Annotated in this window: 25 protein-coding genes and 1 riboswitch; of the genes, 18 read left to right on the plus strand and 7 right to left on the minus strand. The window is 56.5% G+C overall.

Features of this window, described 5'->3' with window-relative positions; all coding sequences use genetic code 11:
• On the plus strand, positions 1-327 hold the full coding sequence (cyoD, locus tag FRH_RS10415; protein ID WP_044629017.1) for a cytochrome o ubiquinol oxidase subunit IV: 327 nt from the start codon (positions 1-3) through the stop codon (positions 325-327).
• Complete coding sequence (gene cyoE / locus FRH_RS10420) at positions 285-1,208, plus strand: heme o synthase (protein ID WP_139525284.1); 924 nt, start codon at positions 285-287, stop codon at positions 1,206-1,208. The genes cyoD and cyoE overlap by 43 nt, the downstream gene beginning before the upstream one ends.
• 95 nt (positions 1,209-1,303) lie before the next feature.
• On the opposite strand, the gene pta is transcribed toward cyoE, so the two are convergent.
• A complete protein-coding gene (pta, locus tag FRH_RS10425) occupies positions 1,304-3,487 on the minus strand; it encodes a phosphate acetyltransferase (RefSeq protein ID WP_281996834.1) in 2,184 nt (727 codons plus the stop codon).
• Positions 3,484-4,668 carry an acetate kinase gene (locus FRH_RS10430; protein ID WP_153842248.1) on the minus strand — a complete coding sequence of 395 codons (1,185 nt, stop codon included), beginning with the start codon at positions 4,666-4,668 and terminating at the stop codon, positions 3,484-3,486. Before FRH_RS10430 ends, pta begins: the two co-directional genes overlap by 4 nt.
• 152 nt (positions 4,669-4,820) lie before the next feature.
• On the opposite strand from FRH_RS10430, the gene FRH_RS10435 reads away from it, so the two are divergent.
• From FRH_RS10435 to FRH_RS10475, 9 genes are all read left to right on the plus strand, one after another.
• Positions 4,821-5,741 (plus strand): DMT family transporter, encoded by a 921-nt coding sequence (locus FRH_RS10435; RefSeq protein WP_153842249.1) that lies wholly within the window; start codon positions 4,821-4,823, stop codon positions 5,739-5,741.
• Between the two features lie 131 nt (positions 5,742-5,872).
• On the plus strand, positions 5,873-6,382 hold the full coding sequence (locus tag FRH_RS10440; RefSeq protein WP_281996835.1) for a porin family protein: 510 nt from the start codon (positions 5,873-5,875) through the stop codon (positions 6,380-6,382).
• A gap of 230 nt (positions 6,383-6,612) precedes the next feature.
• On the plus strand, positions 6,613-7,665 hold the full coding sequence (locus FRH_RS10445) for a C4-dicarboxylate ABC transporter substrate-binding protein (RefSeq protein WP_281996836.1): 1,053 nt from the start codon (positions 6,613-6,615) through the stop codon (positions 7,663-7,665).
• Positions 7,666-7,743: 78 nt separating this feature from the next.
• On the plus strand, positions 7,744-8,259 hold the full coding sequence (locus FRH_RS10450) for a TRAP transporter small permease subunit (protein WP_139525289.1): 516 nt from the start codon (positions 7,744-7,746) through the stop codon (positions 8,257-8,259).
• The gene (locus FRH_RS10455) at positions 8,256-9,584 is read left to right on the plus strand and encodes a TRAP transporter large permease subunit (RefSeq protein WP_281996837.1); all 1,329 of its coding nucleotides are present in this window, start codon (positions 8,256-8,258) and stop codon (positions 9,582-9,584) included. The genes FRH_RS10450 and FRH_RS10455 overlap by 4 nt, the downstream gene beginning before the upstream one ends.
• Before the next feature lie 167 nt (positions 9,585-9,751).
• Complete coding sequence (locus FRH_RS10460) at positions 9,752-10,813, plus strand: HlyD family secretion protein (protein ID WP_281996838.1); 1,062 nt, start codon at positions 9,752-9,754, stop codon at positions 10,811-10,813.
• Positions 10,803-11,921, plus strand: a complete 1,119-nt coding sequence (locus tag FRH_RS10465) for a DUF2955 domain-containing protein (protein WP_281996839.1) — start codon at positions 10,803-10,805, stop codon at positions 11,919-11,921. The genes FRH_RS10460 and FRH_RS10465 overlap by 11 nt, the downstream gene beginning before the upstream one ends.
• 106 nt (positions 11,922-12,027) lie before the next feature.
• Entirely contained in the window at positions 12,028-12,213 is a 186-nt protein-coding gene (locus FRH_RS10470) for a CsbD family protein (RefSeq protein WP_139525293.1), read from the plus strand.
• A 143-nt stretch (positions 12,214-12,356) separates the two neighbouring features.
• Positions 12,357-13,436: an NAD(P)-dependent alcohol dehydrogenase gene (locus FRH_RS10475; protein ID WP_281996840.1), complete on the plus strand. Its 1,080-nt coding sequence runs from the start codon at positions 12,357-12,359 to the stop codon at positions 13,434-13,436.
• A 17-nt stretch (positions 13,437-13,453) separates the two neighbouring features.
• Here FRH_RS10475 and thiC read toward each other — a convergent pair whose 3' ends face one another.
• Both thiC and tenA read right to left on the minus strand, forming a co-directional pair.
• Positions 13,454-15,370, minus strand: a complete 1,917-nt coding sequence (gene thiC, locus FRH_RS10480) for a phosphomethylpyrimidine synthase ThiC (RefSeq protein ID WP_281996841.1) — start codon at positions 15,368-15,370, stop codon at positions 13,454-13,456.
• A 23-nt stretch (positions 15,371-15,393) separates the two neighbouring features.
• Positions 15,394-16,062: a thiaminase II gene (gene tenA / locus FRH_RS10485; protein ID WP_281996842.1), complete on the minus strand. Its 669-nt coding sequence runs from the start codon at positions 16,060-16,062 to the stop codon at positions 15,394-15,396.
• A gap of 81 nt (positions 16,063-16,143) precedes the next feature.
• Positions 16,144-16,295, minus strand: a riboswitch (TPP riboswitch).
• A gap of 387 nt (positions 16,296-16,682) precedes the next feature.
• On the opposite strand from tenA, the gene FRH_RS10490 reads away from it, so the two are divergent.
• The 4 genes from FRH_RS10490 (at position 16,683) to FRH_RS10505 (ending at position 18,867) form a co-directional block, all read left to right on the plus strand.
• A complete protein-coding gene (locus FRH_RS10490) occupies positions 16,683-17,168 on the plus strand; it encodes a hypothetical protein (RefSeq protein WP_281996843.1) in 486 nt (161 codons plus the stop codon).
• A gap of 1 nt (position 17,169) precedes the next feature.
• Positions 17,170-17,757 carry an ImmA/IrrE family metallo-endopeptidase gene (locus FRH_RS10495; protein WP_281996844.1) on the plus strand — a complete coding sequence of 196 codons (588 nt, stop codon included), beginning with the start codon at positions 17,170-17,172 and terminating at the stop codon, positions 17,755-17,757.
• A 113-nt stretch (positions 17,758-17,870) separates the two neighbouring features.
• Positions 17,871-18,071, plus strand: a complete 201-nt coding sequence (locus FRH_RS10500; RefSeq protein WP_281996845.1) for a hypothetical protein — start codon at positions 17,871-17,873, stop codon at positions 18,069-18,071.
• Positions 18,072-18,525: 454 nt separating this feature from the next.
• On the plus strand, positions 18,526-18,867 hold the full coding sequence (locus FRH_RS10505) for a hypothetical protein (RefSeq protein WP_281996846.1): 342 nt from the start codon (positions 18,526-18,528) through the stop codon (positions 18,865-18,867).
• Between the two features lie 310 nt (positions 18,868-19,177).
• Here FRH_RS10505 and FRH_RS10510 read toward each other — a convergent pair whose 3' ends face one another.
• The 3 genes from FRH_RS10510 to FRH_RS10520 form a co-directional block, all read right to left on the minus strand.
• Positions 19,178-19,432 carry a Txe/YoeB family addiction module toxin gene (locus FRH_RS10510; protein WP_281996847.1) on the minus strand — a complete coding sequence of 85 codons (255 nt, stop codon included), beginning with the start codon at positions 19,430-19,432 and terminating at the stop codon, positions 19,178-19,180.
• On the minus strand, positions 19,429-19,680 hold the full coding sequence (locus tag FRH_RS10515) for a type II toxin-antitoxin system prevent-host-death family antitoxin (protein ID WP_081195530.1): 252 nt from the start codon (positions 19,678-19,680) through the stop codon (positions 19,429-19,431). Before FRH_RS10515 ends, FRH_RS10510 begins: the two co-directional genes overlap by 4 nt.
• A 163-nt stretch (positions 19,681-19,843) precedes the next feature.
• The gene (locus FRH_RS10520) at positions 19,844-20,665 is read right to left on the minus strand and encodes an aldo/keto reductase (protein ID WP_281996848.1); all 822 of its coding nucleotides are present in this window, start codon (positions 20,663-20,665) and stop codon (positions 19,844-19,846) included.
• Between the two features lie 195 nt (positions 20,666-20,860).
• Here FRH_RS10520 and FRH_RS10525 point away from each other — a divergent pair, with 195 nt between their 5' ends.
• From FRH_RS10525 to FRH_RS10535, 3 genes are all read left to right on the plus strand, one after another.
• Positions 20,861-21,325 (plus strand): OsmC family protein, encoded by a 465-nt coding sequence (locus FRH_RS10525; RefSeq protein ID WP_281996849.1) that lies wholly within the window; start codon positions 20,861-20,863, stop codon positions 21,323-21,325.
• 80 nt (positions 21,326-21,405) lie between these two features.
• On the plus strand, positions 21,406-21,834 hold the full coding sequence (locus FRH_RS10530) for a GFA family protein (RefSeq protein WP_281996850.1): 429 nt from the start codon (positions 21,406-21,408) through the stop codon (positions 21,832-21,834).
• 2 nt (positions 21,835-21,836) lie between these two features.
• A complete protein-coding gene (locus FRH_RS10535; protein ID WP_281996851.1) occupies positions 21,837-22,295 on the plus strand; it encodes an N-acetyltransferase in 459 nt (152 codons plus the stop codon).
• The last annotated feature ends 86 nt before the right edge of the window (positions 22,296-22,381 follow it).

Consider the following 22,381-nt stretch of genomic DNA (forward strand, 5'->3'; position numbering starts at 1 on the left):
ATGAGTCATTCATCATCTTCAACGTCTTCTCACGGAAGCGTTAAATCGTATGTGACGGGGCTTCTGCTATCTTTAGTGCTAACCGTGATTCCGTTCGCGGTCGTTATGAGCGGTGCGTTGAGCACCGCCACGACGGTGGTGGTCATCGCTATAACAGCCGTGCTGCAGATTTTGGTCCAGCTGGTCATGTTTATGCATATGAATACCAAAGCCGACGAAGGCTGGAACGTGATGTCCTTCGTTTTCACACTGACGATACTCGTCCTGGTGGTAGGGGGCTCGTTATGGATCATGCAGCATCTGCATCTCAACATGATGATCGGCTGAACGTGGCGCCGAGCCGCTGGCGCGACGTGCTGGCGCTCACCAAGCCGGGGATCATTGGTGGCAACTTGATTGCAACCTTGGGCGGCTACTTTTTGGCCGCCCACGGCACTTTCGATTGGATCACCTTTGCCTCGGTAATGATGGGCATTGCCCTGGTCATCGCCTCGGGCTGCGCCTGCAACAACGTGATTGACCGGGATATCGATGCACTGATGGCGCGTACGCGCCATCGCCCGCTGGCCAAAGGGCGCATCTCGATCACTCAGGCGCTGGGTATTTCAGCGCTGTTGGGGGTGGCCGGTGTTGTCTGCTTGGCGCTGGGCACCAACGGGTTGACGGTCGCGCTAGCGGTAATCGGCTGGGGCGTCTACGTGGGGGTGTATAGCCTCTACATGAAGCGCCACTCCGAGTACGGCACGCTGGTGGGCAGTCTCTCTGGCGCCATGCCGCCGGTAGTGGGCTACTGCGCGGTCACGGGGCAGTTCGACAGCGGCGCGTTCATGCTGTTGGTGATTTTCTGCCTGTGGCAAATGCCGCACTCCTACGCCATCGCGATTTTCCGTTACGCCGATTATCGCCGTGCGTCGATACCCGTGCTGCCGGTGGTTCACGGTATCAAACGTGCCAAACACCATATTCTGGGCTATATCGTGGCCTTCATTCCCGCGTCACTGGCGCTGGTACTGGCGAGCCAAGCGGGCGCAGGCTACCTGTGCGTGGCGCTCACCATGGGGGGCTACTGGCTCTACTTGGCGCTGTGTGGCTATCGATTAGAAGACGACGTGCGCTGGGCGAAGAAGGTATTCGGAGTGTCGATTTTGACCATTACCGCCATGAGCTTAGTGATGGTGCTGGAGGCGATGGTACCCATGTGGGCGTGATGCCTCCCAACAATTAAACCTGACGCAAAACCAAAACGCCCCGAACAGGTGACCGTTCGGGGCGTTGCTTTTAGCGCGTATAGACCGGCGAGTGCTTAGCCTTCCCGCTGACTGGCCTGGATCGCGGTGAGGGCGATGGTGTAGACGATGTCGTCCACCAGTGCGCCGCGCGACAGGTCGTTCACTGGCTTGTTCAAACCCTGCAGCATCGGGCCCACGCTGACGACGCGGGCGCTACGTTGAACGGCTTTGTAGGTCGTGTTGCCGGTGTTGAGATCGGGGAACACGAACACGGTGGCCTTGCCCGCCACGGGGGAGTCGGGGGCTTTCTGCTTGCCCACGCTTTCGATGGCGGCGGCGTCGTACTGCAGCGGGCCGTCGATGGCGAGATGCGGTGCGCGCTCCTTGGCGATGCGGGTCGCTTCGCGCACTTTATCCACATCCGCACCGGTGCCGGAGTCGCCAGTGGAGTAGCTGATCATTGCCACGCGGGGCTCGATGCCAAACGCTTCAGCAGAGCGGGCGCTTTGCAGGGCAATTTCGGCAAGCGTTTCGGCATCCGGGTCTGGGTTCACCGCGCAGTCGCCGTACACCACCACCTGTTCCGGCAGCAGCATAAAGAAGATCGAAGAGACCTGGTTGTACTCAGGCGCCGTTTTGATCAGTTGAAACGCCGGGCGAACAGTGTTGGCGGTGGTGTGCACCGCCCCCGACACCAGTCCATCGACTTCATCCAGCTGCAGCATCATGGTGCCCAGCACTACCGTATCTTGAAGCTGTGCTTCGGCGGTTAGCTCGTTCAGTTTGCCGCGTCGACGTTCCACCATGGGGCCGATGTAGCGGGCGCGGGTGCTTTCCGGGTCGATGATGGTCAGCGCCTCGGGCAGCGTGAGGCCGCGGTGGTGGGCGACGTTTTCGATATCGTCGCGTTTGCCCAGTAGAACGCAGTCGGCGATGCCACGGCGCTGGCAGATGATCGCCGCTTCGATGGTGCGCGGCTCGTCGCCCTCCGGTAGCACGATACGTTTTTTGGCCTGTTGGGCCAGCTTCACCAGCTGGTGCCGGAACGCCGAAGGCGACAGGCGGCGCGTATAGCCACGGCTCAGTTTGGCTTTCAGCCACTCTAAATCCATATGGGCAGCCACGTAGCGTGCCACTTGCTCGGCGCGCTCGAAATCATCCATGGGGATTTCGGTGTTGAGCTGGCTCAGGTCCTGCGCCGTTGTCAGGCTATCGGTGTCGACTGCCAGCACCGGTAAGCCGGTTTTCAGCGCCGGGCGGCACATCTCGATCATGCCCTCGTTGGGCAAAAATCCGTTGGTAAGCAGTACGCCCGCCAGCTGCGTACCGTTCATGGTGGCCAGCGCCGAGGCCAGCACCACGTCATCACGGTCCCCGGAGGCGACCACCAGACTACCCGGCGTGAAGATATGCAGCGCATTGGCCGCACTTCTAGCACACAGGCTGGTAGAGAGGACGCGACGACTAGCGGCGTCGCCCTCGTTGAGCATTTTTGCGTTCAGCGCCCGGGCCACGTCTAGCGTGCGCGGAGCGCTTAGGGTTTTGCTGTAGGGCACGACGCCAATCAGATGAAAGCTATCGGTGGCCAGCGCTGGCGAGTAGCGGCGCAGTTCGTTGAGGACTGGCTCTTCTAGCTGCGGCTTGATGGTGCCCGGTGCAGCGGAAAGATCATCCTCCTGACCGTAGGGCAGGTTTTTCATGCGCATCAAGATGCCGCCCAAGGTGCGGCTAGAGCTGACGCCACCAAAGCTTCGAGCGTGCATATCCAGCTCTTCCGCCAGCGCCTGGGGCTCGTTGAGATCCCCAGAGCCCACCAGAATGATCCGCGCGTTCAGCGCATGCGCAAGCTGCGCATTGGTTTGAGTGGCGTAGGTGGTGTGCTGGGTCGGTACCACGCCTTCCACCACGACTAGGTCTAGCGCGCTGCCATCTCGGTAGGCTTGCTGCACGACTTGTTCGTAGAGCTCGATGACGTTTTCCATCAGCTCATCGGTTTGGTCGTCGCGCAGGAGACGCTCCAGGCGCGTCTGAGAGATGGGCGACGGCGGGCGCTGATTCAATGTGCGTGATACGAGCGCCGTCGAGCGGTCCAAGCCTGGACCATTCAGCTCGTTCTGCATGAATGGCTTTAAAAAACCGGCTTTCAGGCCGATGGTGTCGAGCGCCTGAATCAGGCCAAGGCACGCGGAGGTGAGCCCCGCGCCCATGCTGGTAGGTACGAGTAGAATCGCTTGCGGTTGCTCGGGGGAGCTATTCATTCAGCGGTCTCCACGCAGTGGCGGGTTTCCATGGCAATGCGGCCCTCTTCATCGGTAGGGATCACCCACACTTCCGGGCCTTGGTGGCCAGCGCTATCCAGCTTGCTCTCTTTGCCACGAATGGTGACTTCGTTGCTCGCTTCATCCAAGCTGAAACCAAAGTGGGGCAGCAGCGCCAGCACTTCACGACGTACGATAGGCGAGTTCTCGCCAATGCCGCCAGTGAAGATCACGCCGTCTAACTTAGGTAATGCACAAGACAGCGCCGCCAGCGATTTGGCAATGCGGTAACAGAAGACGTCCAGTGCGAGTTTGGCAGCGGGGTGGCCAGCCACCGCTTGCTCTTCGACTTCGCGCATGTCGTTGGTCAAGCCGGAAAGCCCCAGCAGGCCACTTTGCTTGTTCAGCACGTCGTCGATCTCGTCCAGTGACCAGCCCAACTGGCGGTGCAGGTGAGCGTGCAGGCCGGGGTCCACGTCGCCGCTGCGGGTGCCCATCACCAGGCCTTCCAGCGGCGTAAGGCCCATGCTGGTATCCAGGCTTTGGTGGTTCCACACCGCAGCGGTAGAGCAGCCGTTGCCCAGGTGGGCGGTCAGCCAGCCGCCCGCGCCACGGCCGCTGAGCTCACCGGCACGCTGGCTAACGAAGGCGTGGCTGGTACCGTGGAAACCGTAGCGGCGAATGCCGTGCTCGGTATACAGCGCTTCCGGCAGTGCATAGCGATAGGCGCGGGGCGGCAGCGTCTGGTGGAACGCCGTATCGAACACGGCCACCTGAGGCAGGTCCGGAAACACCTTACGAGTCGCGGCAATGCCCGCCAGGTTGGCGGGGTTATGCAGCGGTGCCAAGGCAGCGGTGGTCTCGATGGCCTCGATCACACTGTCATCGATCAGCGCTGCTTGGGTGAAGTGCTCGCCACCATGAACGATGCGGTGGCCCACGGCCCCCGGTACGCGACCTTCCAAACGCTGAAGAATGGCGTTCAAGGCGTCGGCGTGGTCAGCATTCGGCAGCGGTTGGGTAAAGCTTTCACCGGCGCTGTCTTTACCTTTCAAGCGGGCGTCGCTGCTGCCTAAGCGCTCCGCTAGCCCGGCCAAGCGTGGTGCCTGCGGGTCCGCATCGATCAAAGCGTATTTAATAGAAGAAGAGCCACAGTTAATGACCAGCACCGGTGCGTTCATAACCACCTTTGTAACGTAATGAGGAAGTAAGGGAATAGACTTTAGTTTAACATGCTGCGACGCGGAAAATCAGCGAAGAATTTAGTTAGCCTTCTATGTAAAATGTCGGCATCCTGTTCCTTATATAACCCATCGTGAGCCGTTTTGTTCTTATGTCCTCGATTTCTAGCCCTAAGCTGTTACCCCGCCATCTGGCCATTCTGTTAATGATGACCGTGGCGACGATGTTCGCCGCGAACCACGTTTCAGCCCGACTGGCCTTCGATAACGGCACGGGGCTGCTCTTGGCGGTGTTGATGCGCTCGGGTGTGGCTTGCTTGATTCTACTCTCGCTGGTGATTCTGCAGAAAAAGCGCCTTTGGCTGCCTGCCGGAACGTGGCCCTGGCAGCTGGCGGTGGGGCTACTGATTACGCTGCAAAGCGTTAGCCTTTACTCGGCCGTCGCGCGTCTTCCGGTGGTGATTGCTTTGCTGTTGGTGAATACCTTCCCCATTCAACTGGCGCTGATTAGCTGGGCGCTGGGCGGGCCTAGGCCTTCTTTACGTAGCTGCCTGATCATGGGCACCATTTTGATCGGCCTTCTGGTGGTGCTGGACATTCCCAGCTGGGTGGCTAACGCCGATGCCATGGGACCTGAATGGCTGGCAGGCATTGGTTTTGGACTACTAGCGGCCTTTGCGTTTGCCTGCGCGCTGTGGGTCACCGAGCATCGCCTGTCTGGGGTAGGCAGCACGCTGCGCAGTCTGCTGACCATGCAAACCGTGTTCATCGCCATGATCATTGGAGGGTTTCTCGGGGCCGTACCGGGCGGTATGAGCCTACCGGATAACAGTACTGGCTGGGTGGGGTTAACGCTGCTGGCGCTGCTGTACGGCAGTGGATTCTCGATTCTCTTCATTTTCGTGCCCCGGCTAGATATGGCCCGCAACGCGCCGGTGATGAACTTCGAGCCGGTGGCGTCGCTGTTGATAGCCTATCTGGTACTGGGCCAAATGCTCAGCCCTAGCCAACTCGTGGGCGGCGCGGTGGTGGTTGGGGGCATCGTCGTACTGAGCCTTTCCAAAGGGCGCTAGAAAACGTCATCAACAGCGCAAGAAAAAAGGAAACTCGATGCAAGCGTCAGTAGGTGAATTGCGTTCTTCATGGGCCTAGGTCACACTTCGAAAGCGTAAGGAAACACTGTTTTTTAACTGAGGTGATCCCCATGAAGATGACCGTACTATCACTGACCTCTGCAGCGCTTCTGTTAGGTGCAGGTGCGTTTGCGGCATCCGCCCAAGCCCAAGAATCTTTCCAATACCCACAAGGATACGTGGGTGGCGATGCCATGTTTTGGAGCCTCAACCCTGACCTTGGCGACTCCCGTGACGATGTCGGCCTACGCCTGCGCGGTGGTGCCCAATTCAACGATTACTTCGCCCTCGAGGGCCACCTAGGCACCGGCGGTTCGGATCGCGGCGCCGACCTAGACCATCTGGCGGGTGCGTATGCCAAAGGCATCCTCCCGGTAGCGCCCAACTTCCGTCTTTACGGTTTGGCGGGTTTCTCCGAGGTCGAGATCAGCGATAATCGCGAAAGTGGTCTTTCCTACGGCGCGGGTGCCGAGATGGACATTGCTAACAACGTCTCGATCGGTGCCGACTACATGCGCTACCTGGACGAATCCGCCTACGATTTCGATGCGGCGAGCGTAGGCCTTCGCTACCGCTTCTAACACGGCAAGCGTTGAGCGCTTATTCATCAAGGGAATACGACCCCGCTGACCGAGCACAGACTCGGCAGCGGGGTTTTTGGTTGTGAGTGGGCCAATTCTGAGGATCAGCATAATTTCCCTCAGTTTGGGCCAAATGCTGCAAGCGCGAAGGTGGTACCTTCAAAAAAACGATAAACATAACGAATGGCCAGCGAACAAACTTATAACGCTCCATTTATGAGGAAACCCCCATGCGCAACCTAAACAAAATCGCACTTGCCGTTGGTCTCAGTATCGGTGTCTCGGCCACAGTCTCTGCAGCGGAAATGAACTGGCGAATGGCCACGCCTTGGAGCGGCGGCCCCTGGCTCGAGCGCGATGCGCAAATGTTTGCAGACCGCGTGGCCGAGCTGACCGATGGCAAGATCGCCATCGAAGTCTATCCAGGCGGCACCCTCGGTAGTGCGCTGCGCGTCACCAATACGGTGATGTCTGGCGTTGCACAAGTGAGCCATAACTATATCAACTACGACTACGGAACAGACCCCACCACGGCATTGCTGGCGGGCCACTCTAGCGGCCTGACTCCCGAAGAGTTCATGCTGTGGATGTATGAAGGTGGCGGTGCAGATCTCTATGAAGAGTATCGCCGTGACGTCTTTGATGTGGTCGCGTTTCCTTGTGCCATCTTGGGCACCGAGATTTTCCTTCACTCCAACAAGCCCGTTAGAACGCTCGAAGATTTCCAGGGGCTGCGCTTGCGCACGTCAGGCGCTTGGGCCGAAATCGCCTCGCGCCTGGGAGCCTCAACGGTGGTCATGGCGGGCAGCGATATCTACAGCGCTTTGGAGCGCGGCGTGATTGATGCTGCCGAATGGGGCAGCCCTGAAATGAACCGCCCGACGGGTTTTCAGGAAGTCGCTCAGTACGTCATTACGCCGGGCGTCCATCAATCAGGCGGTTTCCTCGAGTGCCAAGTGAACAGCGACACGTGGGAAGAACTATCCGAGCGTGAGCAAAACATGCTGCGTCTCGCGGGCAAACTGTCCGTGTTCGATACCTGGCTTGCCAGTTCGTTTGCCGATCTCGATGCGTATCAAGCGCTGGTGGAGGGGCCCAACGAAATCGTCGAGCTGGATCAATCCTTCATTGACACTATCTACGAAGAGACTGCGAAATGGGAAGACGAATACGCCGCTGAAAACGAATGGTTTGCGCGGGTGCTCGAATCTCAGCGCACGTTCAAGAACGATATGAGCAGCTGGTCGGAGTATCGTCTGCCCATCGGCGTCATGGCACGCTAAGAGGCAACAGCGTCAACCAACAGAGAGGCCTCTACAGGCCTCTCTTTTATTTGTTTTTCCTATACGTTGAGAATTCCCATGAAACTAATCCGATCCATAGAGGCGCTGACACGCGTTGCTGGTTGGTTGGGAGCGATACTGGTCTTCCCATTGATAGGGGCACTGATCGTCGAGGTGTTCAGCCGTTATGTGGCGGGTCGACCGACCCTATGGGCATTCGAGGTCAGCTACATGGTCATGGGCGCCATGTTCATGTTGGGCATGGCCAATGCCCTGCGGGTGGGCCAGCACGTGAGCGTCGATATCGTGACGCTGCAGTTGAAACCGCGGGCGAACGCACTGATCCGGGCGGTGGGCTATGTGCTTTTCCTGCCAGTACTCGTGTGGCTGGTCTGGGAGCTATCCAAATACGCTTGGTCCGCTTTCGATACCAACGAGCGCTCGGGCCGCTCGGCGTGGAATCCGGTGGTTTGGCCAATCTTTACCGTGTGGTTTTTAGGCTTTGCCCTATTGGCACTGCAGGTGGTGGCCGAGCTGCTCAAATCGGTCAGAGTGCTCATGGGGATGACTGACGTCGAGGAGCCAGCCAAATGAGTAGCTATCTCGCGTTATTGATGTTCCCGGCGTTGATGGCCTTCATCATCGCAGGGTTTCCGATTGCGTTTTCGATGATTTTGGTGGCCACCGGCTTTGGCATCATCCAGTTTGGTGACGTGGCGGCTTACCAGCTGCTGACCAAAATAGAAGATACCGCTTCCAATTCCATTCTGGCCGCGGTGCCGCTATTTATCTTTATGGGCGCCATGCTGGAGCGTTCCGGCATTGCCGAGCGCCTGTTCGAAGCCATCCACATGTGGACACGCCGCTTGCCGGGTGGGCTGGGCATTGGCGCGATCATCCTCGGCACTCTGTTTGCCGCCTCTAGCGGGGTAGTGGGGGCCACCGAGGCCGTCATCGGTATGCTCGCAATCCCGGTGATGTTGAAGCACCAGTACAGCAAGAGCCTGATGTCGGGCACTATTTGTGCCAGCGGTTCATTAGGCACGGCCATACCGCCCTCCATTACGGTCGTGGTACTGGGGCCCGTGGCGGGTGTGTCGGTAGGGTCACTGTTCAGCGGTTTATTGATTCCTGGCTTTTTGATGGCCGCGATGTTCTTGATCTACATCGTCGGTGTCGCCTATCTCAAGCCAGAGATGGCGCCGCGCATTCAGGAGCAAGAGCCGGATATTCCTTTTGGCGACAAACTGCGCATCACCTTGATTGCGTTAGTCCCTACCATGCTGCTGATTTTCACCGTGCTGGGGACCATTTTGCTGGGTATGGCAACGCCCACGGAAGCGGCTGCCTGTGGGGCGCTTGGCGCGATTATTTTGGCGGCCGCCTACCGTAATCTGTCCCTGTCGGTGCTTTGGACCTCGGCGATCAAGACCGTGAACATCTCCGCGATGATTCTCCTGATCGTAATGGGGGGCAGTATGTTTGCGGGCGTCTTTTTTGCCTCAGGTGGCATGGCGACTGTGCAAGCACTGCTAATGGACACGGGGCTTAGCCCGTGGATGATTTTGGGGCTGATTCTACTGATTGCCTTTATTGCCGGGTTTGTGCTTGATCTGATCTCGGTGGTGCTCATTATCATCCCGGTTGCCATGCCCATTGTGAGGATGCTCGGTTTCGATGAAATCTGGTTCTGCGTTGCGTTCCTGGTCGTGCTTCAAACCAGCTACCTGACACCACCATTGGCACCGGCAATTTTCTACTTGAGAGCAATCACGCCACCAGAAGTGACGCTCAAACACATGTACAAAGGTGTGGTGCCTTTTATTATTGCCCAACTGGTGGTGCTGGTATTGGTCCTGATGTTCCCAGCCATTGCCCTGTGGCTACCGGATGTGATGGGAGGGCCTTCCTGGCGCTAGCCTTTTGAAACTTCCCAGTAATGACAAGCCGCTCACTCCAGAGCGGCTTTTTATTGATCAGTCGGATATATTGTTAGCGTGCTAATAAATTTGTTAGACTAAGGTATTCCGTCTAACGCTACCCCGAGTGCACGTGACCGCTTGGGGCCAGTGAACGAGTAATACCCATGACCCCTGATCAACGATTTACCCGCTGGGTGAAAATAGCCCTGGCGGCGTTTGTAGTGCTGTTCGTCTATTTCTTACTCGCCGATAGCTTTATGCCCATGACTCCGGAAGCGCGCGCGATGCGGCCCGTGACGCGGATTGCGCCGGAGCTCAGCGCGCCGGTGAAAGACGTGGTGGTGCGGGACCATCAGCGGGTGGACGCGGGCGACGTGCTGTTTCGGCTAGATCCGGCGCCGTTCGAGCTGGCACGCCAGCAGGCTGCGCTGAATCGCGAGCAGGCCGAGCAGGAGAACGCTCGGCTAACCGCCGAATTGGCGGCGGCGCGAGCCTCGCTGGCATCAGCTCAAGCCACGTTCGAAGAGCGCAGCGGTGAGCGCCACCGCGCCGAGGCGCTGTTAGGGCGGCAGGGCATCTCCCGCCAGCAGTACGAGCAGCAAGTGGCCGCCGAGCATACGGCCCAAGCTGCCGTGGCGTCTGCCCGCGCGCAAATCGATAGCCTAGAAGTGCAGCTAGGTGAAGAGGGCGACGCCAACCTGCGGCTGCGCCAGGCCGACAATGCGCTCGCCAAAGCCGATTTAAACGTGGCCCGCGCCACGGTAAGAGCGCGGGAGGCGGGCGAAGTCACCAACCTGCAGCTACAGCCGGGCGATTACGTACAGGCCGGCCAGCCCGCCGTGGCGCTGGTGGCCAGCCGTGTCGACGTCGTGGCCGACTTTCGCGAGAAAAGCTTGCGCCACGTGAAGGAAGGCGACGAGGCAACGGTGGTGTTCGATGCATTGCCGGGACGCCTGTTGGCAGGCCACGTGAGCGCGTTCGATGCCGGTGTGCGGGAAGGGCAGCAGGCGGCCGACGGGCAGCTGGTGGACATTCCGACCTCCGACCGCTGGGTGCGCGATGCCCAGCGGGTGCGTATTCACATCGCGCTGGACGAGCCTTTGGACGAGCTTCCGCCCAGCGGCGCGCGGGCCACGGTGCAGCTAGTGCCCGGCGAGCACGCCTTGGCCAAGCCGTTTGCCTGGCTGCAGGCCCGGCTGGTGAGCTGGCTTCATTATGTCTACTAAATCGCCTACTCAATCAACCTCGCGTATGGGCACATCCGCTACGCGCTCAGGGCCCGCTTCCTCGGCGCTCAGTCAGAATGGATTTAGCCAGAACGGACTTAGCCAAAACGGACTGCGCCAGTGCCTGCGGGTCGCGGGCGGCGGCACCGTGGGGTTCATCATTAGCCAATTGATGGGCTGGAATTACGGCGTCTTCTTTACCGTCTTTCCGATGTTCTTGCTGGGGTTGGTGCCGGTGTTGAATGGCTCGATCATTCGCCAGTTTCTCTCCAACGTGAGCCTCAACGTGCTGGAGGTGAGCCTGGTGGTCGGGCTGTTGAAGCACATGCCCGTGGTGATGACGCTGGTGGTGTTGGGGCTATTTCTGCTGCGTTTTAACCTGATGGCCAAAGGCCCGCTGTTTCTGTTTGGTGCCAACGGCGTGTTGACGCTCAGCATACTGCTGCACTTTGCTAGTTACCCTGGGGTCGATTTGAGCGATCTATTGGCCAGCAATTTGATGGCCAGCGTACTGGCGGTGTTCATCGCCATGCTGATGTACACCCTGTTTCCCGATGTGGAGCCTCGGCAGCCGCCACCCAGGAGCAGCAAATCGGCGGCGCAAATTCGCCATGAAACCCTGATTGGCGGCATCACCGCCACGCTTTCGTTCGTAGTGTTTCAGGTGTTCGATCTGCGCGGGTCGCTCTCGGCGCAAATGGCCACCATCTTGATTCTGTTTACGCTGGGCTACTTTGGCGCGCAGGTGTCGGCGGCCAAGCGCGCGGTGGGCACGCTCTTGGGCTGTAACCTCGCGCTGGTGATGCAGCTGGCGCTCTACACCCAAAGCCACCACTTTCTGCTGGTGATTCTGCTTTATTGGCTGGGTTTGATGCTGTTCGCGCGGGAGCATATCTTGGAAGGCGGCGGTTCCGGCATCGGGTTTGGCGGGCTCACCACCATGGGCATTCTGTTCGGCCAGTCGTTGGGGCCACAGCAGGACTTGGTCTACAGCGCGCTGTATCGCTTTTCGTCCATGAGCATAGCGCTGATCGGCACGCTATCGGTGATGATTTGTCTGCACTATCTGCTCAACCGCTGGGAACCTACTCGCCTGCCCGAAAAGTAGTTGAGGTAATTTTTTAACGACGCACTACGCTGAAAAGAGCCGCCGTCGATGTCCCATGCACGCGACGAGCGGCCTTTTCCCTCCTAACGGATTAGAGGTGTTCGTCATGGCAAGTGGCAAAGAAGACAAAGTGAAAGGCGCGGCCAACAAAGCCGCCGGGAAAGCCAAAGAAGCCGCCGGTAAGGCCACCGGCAGCAGCAAAACCGAAGCCAAAGGCAAAGCCCAGCAAGCCAAAGGCGAACTGCAAAAAGGCAAAGGCGATGCCAAGGAGGGGGCCAAGAAGAAAAAGTAATTCTCGATGGCACCCCATCAACCACCGGAGCCCAGGCTCCGGTGGCTGTTTTGGCACTTTACGTGACCCAGCGCACGATTTGCGGCTGCTATTTCACGCTTAATGGCAATGTGTCATGACTCCCCTCACTGAGGACGTGCCCCATGCCTACCATGATGAAAGCGGCAATTTTCGTTGAACCCGGCCGCATCGAAATCGACGATAAACCCATCCCCGAGATTGGTCCGAACGATGCCCTGATGCGCATCACCACCACCACCATCTGTGGTACCGATGTTCATATCTTAAAAGGCGAATACCCGGTAGAGCGCGGTTTAACCATCGGCCACGAGCCCGTGGGGGTGATTGAAAAACTCGGTGCCAACGTCAAAGGCTACCAAGAAGGCCAGCGGGTGATTGCTGGCGCGATTTGCCCCAGTTTCACCTCTTACGCCTGCCAGGACGGTTGTTGTGCACAGGATGGCGGCCACCACAGCCACGGCTACAAGCCCATGGGCGGCTGGCGCTTTGGGAACACCATCGATGGTGCCCAGGCGGAGTACCTGCTGTTGCCCGATGCCCAAGCGAACCTCTCGCCCGTCCCCGATGGCCTAACCGACGAACAGGTGCTGATGTGCCCAGACATTATGTCGACGGGGTTTGCCGGTGCGGAATCCGCAGGCATTAAAATAGGCGATACGGTGGTGGTGTTTGCCCAAGGGCCAATTGGCCTGTGCGCCACCGCAGGCGCGCGGCTGCGGGGGGCGGGCATGATTATCGCCGTAGACGGTGTGGATGAGCGCCTGCACATGGCCAAGCAGATGGGCGCGGATGTAACGCTGGATTTCCGCAAGGTCGATGTGGTGGAAGAGGTGCTGAAACTCACCGGTGGTCGGGGGGTAGACGCCGCCATCGAAGCGCTGGGCCTACAGCAAACTTTTGAGGCCGCGCTACGGGTGCTAAAACCCGGCGGCACGCTCTCGAGCCTGGGGGTCTACTCCGAAGACCTCACCCTTCCGCTGGGTGCGTTTTGTGCAGGGCTGGGCGATCATAAAATCATTACCTCGCTGTGCCCGGGCGGCAAAGAGCGCATGCGCAGGCTGATGAGCATGATCGCATCAGGCCGCATAGATCTGGGCCCGCTAGTTACGCACCGCTACGCGCTGGAGGAGATCGTGGAAGCCTACGACCTCTTCTCCCACCAGCGCGATGGCGTGCTAAAAGTGGCGCTTAGCGCTGGCTAAGCGCCACCGGTAGCGGGCTATACCTCTTGGTACAGCTCGCTACCTTCCCGGCGGAATTTCTCCGCCTGCTCCTGCATACCGCGCTTAACTGCTTCGGCGTCGCTTTCAGCGGCGTTTTCCGGGGTGCGGTCGCGGTAGGTGTCGCGTACTTCCTGGCTGATCTTCATGGAGCAGAACTTCGGCCCGCACATGGAGCAGAAGTGGGCTACCTTGGCGGAGTCCTTCGGCAGGGTTTCATCGTGGTATTCCCTGGCGGTGTCCGGGTCCAGCCCCAGGTTGAACTGGTCTTCCCAGCGGAATTCGAAGCGCGCCTTGGAAAGGGCGTTGTCGCGACGCTGGGCCGCCGGGTGGCCCTTGGCCAAATCCGCCGCGTGGGCGGCAATCTTGTAGGTGATGATACCGGTTTTGACGTCGTCCTTGTTGGGCAGGCCCAGGTGCTCTTTCGGCGTCACGTAGCAGAGCATCGCGCAGCCAAACCAGCCAATCATCGCCGCCCCAATGCCCGAGGTAATGTGGTCGTAGCCGGGGGCGATATCCGTCACCAGCGGGCCAAGCGTATAGAAGGGCGCTTCGTCGCAGCACTCTAGCTGCTTGTCCATGTTCTCTTTCACCAGGTGCATGGGCACGTGGCCGGGGCCTTCGATCATCACCTGCACGTCGTGCTTCCAAGCAATCTTGGTCAGTTCACCCAAGGTTTCGAGTTCAGCAAACTGCGCTTCATCGTTGGCATCGGCAATGGAGCCGGGGCGCAGGCCGTCGCCCAGTGAGAACGCCACATCGTACTGCTTGCAGATCTCGCAGATCTCCTCAAAGTGGGTGTACAGGAAGCTCTCCTGATGGTGATACAAGCACCACTTCGCCATGATGGAACCGCCACGGCTGACGATGCCGGTGACACGGTTGGCGGTGAGCGGCACGTAGCGCAGCAACACCCCCGCGTGGATGGTGAAGTAATCCACCCCCTGCTCCGCCTGCTCGATCAGCGTATCGCGGAAGATTTCCCAGGTGAGGTTTTCGGCAATGCCGTTGACCTTCTCCAGCGCCTGATAGATGGGCACCGTGCCAATCGGCACCGGCGAGTTGCGGATGATCCACTCGCGGGTTTCATGGATGTTCTGGCCGGTGGAGAGGTCCATGATGGTATCCGCCCCCCAGCGGATGCCCCAGGTCATCTTGTCCACTTCTTCCTCGATGGAAGAGGTGACCGCCGAGTTGCCCAGGTTGCCGTTGATCTTCACCAGGAAGTTGCGGCCAATGATCATCGGCTCGCTTTCCGGGTGGTTGATGTTGTTGGGAATGATCGCCCGCCCGCGAGCCACCTCATCGCGCACGAACTCCGGGGTGATCTCCTTGGGCAGGCTGGCGCCGAAGCTCTGGCCCGCATGCTGATGGCCCAGAATGCGCTCTACTTCTGCCGTTCCCAACGCTTGGCGGCGCTGGTTTTCCCGCAGGGCAATGAACTCCATTTCCGGCGTGATGATGCCCTGGCGGGCGTAGTGCAGCTGGGTCACGTTCTTGCCCGCTTTCGCCCGGCGCGGGGTGCGGCTTAAATCAAAGCGCAGCTGGGCAAGGGTAGGGTCGTTGGCGCGGCGCTGGCCAAACTGGCTGGTGGGGCCATCTAAAAACTCGGTGTCGTTGCGCTCTTCGATCCATGCCCGGCGCAGCTCTGGCAGGCCCTGGCGCAAATCGATGCGGGCGTTGGGGTCGGTGCAGGGGCCGGAGGTGTCGTACACCAAAAGCGGCGGGTTCTGCTCATCCACGCCGCTGGTCTTGGTGGGCGAGAGGGTGATTTCCCGAAACGGCACGCGAATATCCGGCCGTGAGCCTTCCACGTACACCTTGCGCGAGCCGGGCAGCGGCGCAACGGCGGCGGCATCGACCTGGGCGGTTTCGGCTAAAAAGTGGGCGGTGTTGCTTTTGACGGTCTTGGTCATGACGGTGTCCTTGTTGTTGGTCGTTATTCAGAGAGGTCTAGGCCCATCTGCCAGAAGTCGATTTCCAGGCGGGTGGCATCGCGGAAGATCTTGCTCAGCTCAGCAAAACGGGCGGGGGCGATATCCGCCAGGCGGGCATCGAGCCACGCAAGCTCTGCCTGCATGGCGGCCTGAAACTCCTCGCCTTCGTACATGGCGATCCAGGCATCAAACGGGTTCTGCGCGCCGCGCAGCGTAGAAGACTGCGCGTTGAGCCAGTTGGCGATTTCGCCGTAGCCCACCAGGCACGGGGCCAGCGCCACGTGCAAATCCAGCAGGTCGCCGCGATTGCCGGTGTCCAGCACATAGCGGGTGTAGGCCAGCGTAGCGCGGGTTTCGGGGAGTTCGGCAAGCGCTTGCTCGCTGATGCCCCACTCCTGGCAAAAGCCCACGTGCAGGCCCAGCTCCACATCCACAATGGCTTTCAGGCCCTCGTGGGCCTGGCGCAAATCCGCCAGGGTGGGGCTTTTATAGGCGGCCAGCGCGTAGGCGCGGGCGAAGTGGATCAAGAACAGGTAATCCTGCTTCAGGTAGTGGCGAAACGACGCCTCAGGTAGCGTGGCGTTGCCCAGCTGGCGCACGAAATCGTGCTCGATGTAGGCGCGCCAATCGTCATGGCAAGCGGTAGTGAGATCGGTAAAGCGGTAGCCCATTGTGTGCCTCCGGTGGTAATGATCCGGAGGGCGGGCGAGAAAGATCGAGGGAATGGCACGGAAGGGTGGCGTAAAGGAGCACCGCGGCCATCGCTTGATCCCTACGCCGGTACCCGCGCCACGTTCAAAGCAGCGCATTAGCCGGATCAGGTTCAGCGGGACCAGCGCTCGGTAGCCAAAAGCCCACCCTGCGCCATCTCAGCCGGATATCACCGGCACCCCGTCAAGCTGTTCGTGGGTGGAGTGTAGGAGGCGGGTGGGGGAGATGCAAGGGGGAGCCTTGAAGTGAACACCAATACAAATACTTACTCAGCAGCAATAGGTTTTCTCAATGCGTAGGCTATAGTGCTTGCCCTCAGAATTACTGTTACTGGTACCATCAGTTTCATGAGAGCACCTCCTAGTGTATAATGTTTATATATACAGTGTTTTGAGTATGGCAAAACGCGCAAGTATACGCGTTTTGGGTATGCCGCCGAAATTCTCTTTGCACACTGAAGAATCAATGGGGTAGAGTCAATTTCGTGATCACATAACCTCAATAAATGTGCCCACACGTTCACTGAGGTGATGCAGAGGGGCGTATATTTACTGTTATTTCTAGAAAAAGAGCATCAGTCATGAATACACTATTTGGTACAGTTAATTTATTTGTGGGATTTCTTGCTGGGTTATTAGGAGGTGTATTAGTTATGCTTCTTGGTCACCCGATAGTTGAACTGTTCCAACAAAATAATGCTTTGCTTAACCCTAATAATGGGTCGGACGTTATTGCTATTGCAAATACGTATATTGTTTTTACAACGTTTATATTTGTTCTGATTACGATAATAGTAACAGGTACTGGGATATATTTTGCAAAATGGTTTGGGATAAGCAAGGAAAAAGAAATAAGGGAGAATATGCGGGATTTGTTTGAATCCTTGGATAAAGATTCGACTTTGGCAGATAGGTTTGTAAGAGAGCTCTCCGCGCACGAAGTTATTTCAGATAAGCTACATCAGCTAGTCCAGGCTCGTGTGGAAGATGAAATAAAGTTACGCACCTCGGAGGGGGAGGAGAAAGTTGATTTTTCATCCAAGTTGTCGAATGAGGATGAGGTGTAAAATGAAACTAGAATTTACGAAGTACCATAAACTATCTGCCAAAGAGTTTCTTGAATGCTTAAAGGAAGATCATGGCTTTGATGTTCAACCTCCTATTGATGTGGAGAAGATTGTTGAATTAGTAGGTGCAAGATTGGATATTTCTGTTGATATCGAAAAAATAAGTACGGCTGGTTCTGTTTCAATCCGAAATAACCATGCGCGAATATGGTTGAATCCTCTTGAAAATAATTATGAGCCCAGAAAAAGATTTACTATAGCACATGAAATAGGGCATTTGATTCAGCACATTGATCCCGATATTGGAGTTCGAGAGTTTATCGATACCAATAAAACACTAAACCGAAAAGATTCATATTGGGATTCAAAGGAGTATGAGGCAAATAACTTCGCTGCACAGTTGTTAATGCCCATGTCGTTACTAAAGAAATATGGTAATGAAATAATTGATAAATACGAAATAGAATCAGGTGGACAAGCAATGTCTGTTGATTTGTTTATAGAAAGAATGGCCTCCTTGTTCAACGTTTCGGAGCCTGCAATGAAATTCCGATTAAAAAACATAGGCGCGATAAAAAACAACAAATAGTTACATTGAGCACGCCAAAGGTGTGCCGCTGAGCATGGCGTTGAGCTTGTAGAAAAAGCCCACTGACAGCTAAGTTTTGGTAGGATCGAGAAAACAAACGAGGAGTGGTCAGTATGCCGCGCTTCAAGCCTTATAACTACGATCAAAATGCCATGGTGGTGATTAACTACCAAGATCAGCTCCAGCCAAGCACCTTTGAACACGCCGTGCACTACCTGCAAGCACAAGCTCGATCAACAAGCTTTAGCTGGGTGCTCAAGTGGCTAAATGCCGATATTAAGATTACTCAGCCAGATGACCGGCTGAGTAAGTAAATTAGGACGAGAGGTGGTGGGGACTGCTCGAAACCGGGTTTTCTACAGCCTCGTTAGCACTTTAGGAATTACAAGTTATGGATATCAGTGATCCAAAGCAATGTGTCTTTGGTTTTTTAAGAGCCCAGTTTAATAGAGGATCACCAAAACACTTCGACATGGATTTGTTTTTCTATACTGGCGAGACAATCAGCCACTATACGGATCTTGGTGGGTTATTTGGAATTGTAGAGTCGGGCTGATTTTGGCTCTCTGATCATAGATTTTTAAATGACACTGAAGAGTTCGAGAATGGGAGAAAACTGACAAATAATCTGCTGAAAAAAACTAGCAGAAAAGAGATCATGCAGTGAGTTTAAAGACGTATTGCTAGAAACTGTCTCACAATTAGAAAGTTATAGCGAAGAGCCATACTATGTGTGCTCATTCTCCAAAAACAAGATAGTCTCGATCAATGGCGGTCTTATGTGGGGATGGGCAAGGTTTATCAATCACATTCGATAACACAAGGAAATCTCTTAGTCATTTTTTTGCGATGCCGATCCTCTTAGTTAGCAAAGTTCTTTACAATGACAGTGAAAAAGTAAAGCTTGTCCTGAGAACAATTAGACGTTATAAAAAAGAATATCTTTTAGATGTGGAGTATGAGGATGCTATTGATACTGAAGACTGGGGTGATGAATTAGCAAAGCATTTGGCTTTAGAGTTCATCAGCTTTAACATCCCGAATATGCATCGGAGCAAGAAATTAGAATGGCCGTCTCCAGTAGTTATTTGCATCATTTTTAAGGGATAAAGCACAGAGTTGGTAAAAATTGCATTATTCCTTAAATAACTTCAAAGGATATTTATGATAAATCCTTTGAAGAGTACTTGGGCACAAATAAATTGCCTATTGTTGAGGTCAGGGTTGGGCCTGCTGTAAATCAAGATATGACCGCTAAAAGTATTCAAGAGTATCTGAAATACAAGGGATATGAGGGGGGCCAGGTGATCAAATCTGACGTCCCATATCGGGGTTAGTGCTAACAAGTGTAGGCACGGCGACACCCACTACATTACACCTTCGGCTCCATTCCGTGGGCGCGCATGCTGCAAGCGTTAAATCAGTAGTGATACCGCAGCTGGGCAATAAGCAAAGCGTCGTCCGTGACCTTGTAAACGATGCGGTGTTCTTCGTTGATTCGCCGAGACCAGTAACCCGCGAGGTTATGTTTAAGGGGTTCTGGCTTGCCAACTCCTTCAAATGGCGCTCGCTTGATTTCTTTGATTAGCTTGTTGATTCGGTTAAGAACCTTCTTATCGGTTTTCTGCCAGTACAAATAGTCCTCCCAGGCGTTCTCGGAAAAGATGAGCTTCATTCAAGAAGCTCCTTTTCCTGACCGCCCCCTTGCTCCAACTCGGCAACGGATTCCAGTAAACGGCGGGCGTTCTTGGGTGCGCGCAGGAGGTAGGCTGTCTCTTGCAGTGCTTCATAGTCTTCGAGAGAGATCATGACCACGGATTGCGCCTTATTGCGGGTGATGATCATAGGAGAGTGGTCTTCACAAACCTGCTCCATGGTTTTTGCTAGGTTGGTTCTAGCGGCGGTGTAGCTGATGGCATCCATAAAGAGTGCTCCTGTACGCGATGTTGTTAATGTACAGAATAGCGTACAGGTCGGGGTTTGCCAATTGGCTTCGCCGCGTTCGGTTTTCTCCGCTTAAAAACAGCGGTTGAGCCGGTGATGCCCATGAATCGTATCCCACGCTAAGCCGGTGATAGGCGGTTGCTCACACCATCATTAAGCCCTGCTTGCGTGTTGGCGGCGCGTAGGCGGCATCAATATCTGCCAAATCCTCATCATCGAGCCTAACCTTATCAGCATCCGCATTCTGTTTGAGGTGCTCTAGATTCACCGCTTTAGGAATGGCAATCACGCCGGGGTTGCGCAGTGCCCAGGCAAGCGCGATTTGCGCGGGGGTGGCGCTGTGTTTGTCGGCGAGGCGTTGCAGGGTCGCGTCACGAAGTAGCGCGCCGCCTTGCCCGATGGGGCAGTAGGCCATGAGCGGCATGTTGTGCTGTACCTGCCAGGGCAGCAGGTCGTACTCGATGCCCCGGGCTTCGGGGTTGTAGAGCACCTGATTGGTGGCGCACGCGGGCGCGTTTAGCTCTTCCAGGTCGTCAACGTCGAAGTTCGATACGCCCCAGCGCAGGATATTGCCCTGCTCGCGTAGCCGCTCAAACGCTTCCACGGTTTCACTCAGCGGGTACTGGCCGCGCCAGTGCAGCAGGTAGAGATCAATCGTATCGGTGCCCAATCGGCGCAGGCTGCGCTCGCAGGCGGCTTGAACCCCCTGGGTGCTGGCATTGTGGGGATAAACCTTGCTAACCAGATACACCTCATCGCGCCGCCCGCGAATGGCTTCACCCACGATTTCTTCAGCGCCGCCCACGGCATACATCTCGGCGGTATCGATCAGCGTCATGCCCAGGTCTATACCTTCACGAAGCGCCCTGATTTCAGCCTGCCGCTGCCCGGCATCCTCGCCCATGTGCCAGGTACCCTGGCCGATACGGGGTACGCTGATGCCGCCTAGCGCAATCGTCTGCATATCTCACTCTCCTAGTGTGATTTATAGTGTGATGCGGTTCTGACTGACCAAGGCCATCGTCGTTCGTGCTTCCATCGTAGTCGATCCGTATTGAAGGAGATAAACGAGAGAAGCTCGATGATCACAATTTTGAGATCATATCAGACTCTACTCATGCCGCCTTCGTGGCCGCTTTCAATACAACCGAGGAACCCCATGGCCGAATACACCGCTTGCATTCAGTGGGCCCGTGGAGCCGATGAAGCCTTTATAGATCAGCGCTATAGCCGTGGGCACGAATGGGTGTTCGATGGTGGCGTTCGCGTGCCTGCGTCGTCATCGCCTCATGTAGTGCCATTGCCCTATTCGGTCGAGGCCAACGTCGACCCGGAAGAGGCGTTCGTGGCCTCGCTCTCCAGTTGCCATATGCTGTTCTTCCTCGCCATCGCCGGGCAGCAGGGCTTTGTCGTGGAAAGCTACGTGGATAACGCGGTGGGTGTGATGGAGAAGGGTAGCGATGGGAAGATCGCCATGACCCAAGTCACGCTGCGGCCAAAGGCGGTGTTTGCAGGAGAACCGCCCTCTATTGAGGCGCTTGAGCACATTCACCACGCCGCCCATGAAAAGTGCTTTATCGCTAACTCCGTCAAGACAGCGGTAGTGACCGAGATTCAAAAGTAGCGTAAGCGGATCGCTTCGGAGGCGGTATCGAACGGTAATAATGACCAGCTTGGAAGGCAACTTCGTAAAAGGAGAAGGAAATGAAGGGCGAGTGCCTGTGTGGGGAGGTGGCGTTCACGATCGACGGTGAGCTACCGAACTTTTACCAATGCCACTGTTCGTTATGCCGCAAGGCCACCGGCGCGGCTGCCAATGCAGCCACCTTTGTGCAGGGTGAGCAGTTCCAGTGGCTGTCGGGGCAGGGGAGTATCCGTTCTTATCAGCGTGAAAGCGGCTACCGAAGTGATTTTTGCGCGACATGCGGCAGCCCGGTACCCAACCAACTGCGCGGTAGCGACTGGATGTGGGTGCCAGCAGGGTTATTAGAAGATGAGACCACTGCCCGGGTTGCCGTCCATCTTCATATGGCTTCGGCTGCCGCCTGGGAGCAGGAGGCAACCCACTGCCAGCGCTTTGATACCTCCCCTGAGAGCCTACAAGCGCTGAACAGCGCACTGCAGCAGGTGTGAGCATGAACGCAATCTCAACCAACTATCACATACGCCCCTTTCAGGCAGAGGATATGGAGGCCGTGCTCTCCGTTTGGCTATCGGCGTCGGTTCAAGCGCATGATTTTATCGCGCCCCGCTTTTGGGAATCGAAGCAGGGGGCGATGCGAGATGTGTATCTTCCTGCTTCTGAAACCTATGTGGCTGAAGCATTGGGCCAGGTGGTGGGCTTTTACAGCCTTTATGAAAACACGCTGGCCGCCATTTTTGTGCAACCCAACCAGCAGGGCCACGGCTTAGGTAGTGCGCTGCTGGAAGATGCCAAGCGCCGCAGGGAGTGGCTGCAACTAACGGTGTATGCCCAGAATGTTTCTAGCGTCCGTTTTTATGAAGCGCGGGGTTTTGTGCCCATGGGCGAGCAGTTGGATGAGCACACGGGAGAGCCAGAGCTTCTCATGCGTTTCAGACGCACCTCGGCATAGTGCGACACGCTGAGAGTTTTTTTGAAAGCCGCAATATATCGCTGGGTATTCTCTATTAACTCATAGAGTTAAATGATAAATGGCGT

The sequence above is a fragment of the Halomonas sp. A020 genome (assembly GCF_027943625.1).
In the GTDB taxonomy this organism is placed as follows: domain Bacteria; phylum Pseudomonadota; class Gammaproteobacteria; order Pseudomonadales; family Halomonadaceae; genus Vreelandella; species Vreelandella piezotolerans.

Coding starts and splice junctions, on each gene's coding strand:
- cyoD (WP_044629017.1), top strand. CDS start 1: ATGAGTCATTCATCATCTTCAACGTCTTCTCACGGAAGCGTTAAATCG.
- FRH_RS10490 (WP_281996843.1), top strand. CDS start 16,683: ATGAATACACTATTTGGTACAGTTAATTTATTTGTGGGATTTCTTGCT.
- FRH_RS10430 (WP_153842248.1), bottom strand. CDS start 4,668: ATGAACGCACCGGTGCTGGTCATTAACTGTGGCTCTTCTTCTATTAAA.
- FRH_RS10475 (WP_281996840.1), top strand. CDS start 12,357: ATGCCTACCATGATGAAAGCGGCAATTTTCGTTGAACCCGGCCGCATC.
- FRH_RS10435 (WP_153842249.1), top strand. CDS start 4,821: ATGTCCTCGATTTCTAGCCCTAAGCTGTTACCCCGCCATCTGGCCATT.
- FRH_RS10505 (WP_281996846.1), top strand. CDS start 18,526: ATGGCGGTCTTATGTGGGGATGGGCAAGGTTTATCAATCACATTCGAT.
- FRH_RS10510 (WP_281996847.1), bottom strand. CDS start 19,432: ATGAAGCTCATCTTTTCCGAGAACGCCTGGGAGGACTATTTGTACTGG.
- FRH_RS10450 (WP_139525289.1), top strand. CDS start 7,744: ATGAAACTAATCCGATCCATAGAGGCGCTGACACGCGTTGCTGGTTGG.
- FRH_RS10525 (WP_281996849.1), top strand. CDS start 20,861: ATGGCCGAATACACCGCTTGCATTCAGTGGGCCCGTGGAGCCGATGAA.
- FRH_RS10455 (WP_281996837.1), top strand. CDS start 8,256: ATGAGTAGCTATCTCGCGTTATTGATGTTCCCGGCGTTGATGGCCTTC.
- FRH_RS10520 (WP_281996848.1), bottom strand. CDS start 20,665: ATGCAGACGATTGCGCTAGGCGGCATCAGCGTACCCCGTATCGGCCAG.
- FRH_RS10535 (WP_281996851.1), top strand. CDS start 21,837: ATGAACGCAATCTCAACCAACTATCACATACGCCCCTTTCAGGCAGAG.
- FRH_RS10470 (WP_139525293.1), top strand. CDS start 12,028: ATGGCAAGTGGCAAAGAAGACAAAGTGAAAGGCGCGGCCAACAAAGCC.
- FRH_RS10500 (WP_281996845.1), top strand. CDS start 17,871: ATGCCGCGCTTCAAGCCTTATAACTACGATCAAAATGCCATGGTGGTG.
- tenA (WP_281996842.1), bottom strand. CDS start 16,062: ATGGGCTACCGCTTTACCGATCTCACTACCGCTTGCCATGACGATTGG.
- FRH_RS10515 (WP_081195530.1), bottom strand. CDS start 19,680: ATGGATGCCATCAGCTACACCGCCGCTAGAACCAACCTAGCAAAAACC.
- FRH_RS10445 (WP_281996836.1), top strand. CDS start 6,613: ATGCGCAACCTAAACAAAATCGCACTTGCCGTTGGTCTCAGTATCGGT.
- FRH_RS10530 (WP_281996850.1), top strand. CDS start 21,406: ATGAAGGGCGAGTGCCTGTGTGGGGAGGTGGCGTTCACGATCGACGGT.
- FRH_RS10460 (WP_281996838.1), top strand. CDS start 9,752: ATGACCCCTGATCAACGATTTACCCGCTGGGTGAAAATAGCCCTGGCG.
- FRH_RS10495 (WP_281996844.1), top strand. CDS start 17,170: ATGAAACTAGAATTTACGAAGTACCATAAACTATCTGCCAAAGAGTTT.
- cyoE (WP_139525284.1), top strand. CDS start 285: ATGGATCATGCAGCATCTGCATCTCAACATGATGATCGGCTGAACGTG.
- FRH_RS10440 (WP_281996835.1), top strand. CDS start 5,873: ATGAAGATGACCGTACTATCACTGACCTCTGCAGCGCTTCTGTTAGGT.
- FRH_RS10465 (WP_281996839.1), top strand. CDS start 10,803: ATGTCTACTAAATCGCCTACTCAATCAACCTCGCGTATGGGCACATCC.
- thiC (WP_281996841.1), bottom strand. CDS start 15,370: ATGACCAAGACCGTCAAAAGCAACACCGCCCACTTTTTAGCCGAAACC.
- pta (WP_281996834.1), bottom strand. CDS start 3,487: ATGAATAGCTCCCCCGAGCAACCGCAAGCGATTCTACTCGTACCTACC.